Origin of the sequence: Brevundimonas sp., from assembly GCF_032017145.1 — a bacterium.
Lineage (GTDB): Bacteria > Pseudomonadota > Alphaproteobacteria > Caulobacterales > Caulobacteraceae > Brevundimonas.
In genome coordinates this window covers 1-2,025 of record NZ_DALZQC010000211.1, presented here as the reverse complement: position 1 = coordinate 2,025, position 2,025 = coordinate 1, and the positions used below count along the sequence as shown (strand labels likewise).

General features: G+C 73.9%; 2 protein-coding genes and 1 pseudogene. 2 read left to right on the top strand and 1 reads right to left on the bottom strand.

The annotated features are described in order from the left end of the window. Positions 1-685: ATP-binding cassette domain-containing protein (locus RTU05_RS18035; RefSeq protein WP_312599655.1), on the top strand; the 685-nt coding region annotated here is incomplete at its 5' end. Beyond that, positions 682-1,749, top strand: a complete 1,068-nt coding sequence (locus tag RTU05_RS18030) for an ABC transporter permease (RefSeq protein ID WP_312599654.1) — start codon at positions 682-684, stop codon at positions 1,747-1,749. The genes RTU05_RS18035 and RTU05_RS18030, both read left to right, overlap by 4 nt. Positions 1,750-1,753: 4 nt before the next feature. On the opposite strand, the pseudogene RTU05_RS18025 reads toward RTU05_RS18030, so the two are convergent. Further along, positions 1,754-2,025: pseudogene (locus RTU05_RS18025) on the bottom strand (phytoene/squalene synthase family protein); the annotation flags it as partial.

Here is a 2,025-nt window from a genome sequence, read left to right as displayed (position 1 = left end):
CCTGGCCCCGCAGGACAGCGCCCTGTTTCCCGCCCTGTCGCCGCGCGAGAACGTCGCGGTGACGGCGCGGCTGTGCGGGGTCGCGCGCAAGGACCGTCGCGCGGCGGTGGATCGCGCCCTCGACCTGACCGGCTGCGGTCCGCGCGCGGATCAGCCGGTGCGCACCCTGTCCGGCGGATGGCGAAGGCGCGCAAACCTGAGCGCCGCCCTGGTCGGACAGCCCCGGCTGCTGATCGCCGACGAGCCGACCGAAGGGGTGGACGCCGCCACCCGCGGCGTGCTGTCCGCCGCCTTGCGCGAAACGGTCACGGCGGGCGCCGGCTGCCTGTTGATCAGCCACGACGCGATCTTCGTGGCCGACACGGCGGACCGGATCGGCATTCTGGCGCAAGGTCGGCTGTTGGCGGAGGGCGCGCCGAACATGCTGTTGCGCCAGGCGTTCGGCGCGGCGCGGTTGCTGAACATCCGCCTGACGCGACCGGCCTCGCCCGCCGCCGGCCAATGGTTCGCCCAGGCCGGACTGACCCCGGCGGACGATGGGCTGGAGTGGCGACGCCTGTGCGAGGACGCGCTCTCCGTCGCCCAGATGCTGGCCGCCGTGGTCGATGGAGAGGGCGGTGAAATCGCGGTGCGGCGCCCGGGGCTGGACGATCTGGTCGCGCATCTGTCGGGGGCGCCGTCATGATGGCTGTCGCCGGCGCATGGGCCAGAGGATTCTGGCGCGACCGGGCCGGGGTGGTGCTGACCCTGCTGCTGCCGCCCCTGGTCTATCTGCTGTTCGCCGCCATCTTCGGCGCGGGCGCGCGGGGCGAGATCGACACCTCGGTCGTCCTTCACGATGCGGCGCGCACCCCCGCGACGGCGGCGATGCACGACGCCCTGGCGCGCGACATGGGCGCCAGGCTCCACACCTTGGAGAGCGCCCAAGACCTGGAACGGGCGGTGATCGACGGACGGGCGGACGCCGGCGTCCTGATCCGCCCCTCGCCCGGACGTCCGCCCCAGATCGTGGTCCTGTCCGCGGCGGGTCGCGACGTGGCGGCGGCGGCGCTTCAGGCGCGGCTGGAGCCGATGGCGGCGGCCTTGTCCGGCCAGGTCGCGCCGCCCATGGCCCGCGTGGCGACGGTTCAGGTAGGGCCCGGCGGCGATGTCCAGGCCGCCTATTACGCCGGGGCGGTCAGCGTCATGTTCGTCTTCTTCGCCGCCATGCACGGGGCGATGGGCGGGCTGGACGAGCGGCGCTCGGGCCTGCAGGCGCGGCTGGCCCTGGCGAGAGGCGGCCTGGCGCCGATCCTGATGGGGCGGGCGGCATGGTTGACGGTGGTGGGGGTGATGCAATCGGCCGCCGTCTTCGTCGCGGCCTGGGCCAGACTGCCCGACCTGGCGCCCTGGCAGGTCGGAGCGGCGATCGTGACGGCCCTCCTGGTCGGCTTCTCGGCGGCGGGCCTGGCCCTGGCCCTGACGGCGGCGTGTCGATCGCGCGAGCAGGCTCAGCCCCTGACCACCTTCGTCGTCCTGCTGCTGGCGGCGCTGGGCGGGTCGATGGCGCCGCGCTTCCTGATGCCGGAGACCTTCCGCGCCCTGGGCTGGATCACGCCGCACGCCTGGGCCATCGAGGCCTATCAGGCCGTGATCTGGCGGGCTGAGTTCTCGCCCGGCGTCCTCGCCGGCTGGGCGATTCTGGCCGGCCTAGGTCTGGCGGGTCTGGCGGCGTCCCTTGTTCTGGAACGGCGGCGGGCGGCGCGCTGACCCTTCAGACGTGCGTCCAAAGCGCCGGACGCGGCGGCGGTTCTCGCCAGTTGTCCAGCGTCTTGCACCACAGGGCGATCAGTCCCCCGCGCCCCAGCAGCATCAGCTTGCCCGCCTTGTCGACCGACGTCCGACCGTCCCAGGCCGCCGGACCGGCGCGCGAGACATGGCGACCGATCGCCCGATAGACGCCGCGCGCCGTGGCGATCGCCCAGGCCGAGCGTGGGTTCAGATCACGCAGCCCCCACCGGGCTGAGGCGTAGAAGGGCTCGGCGG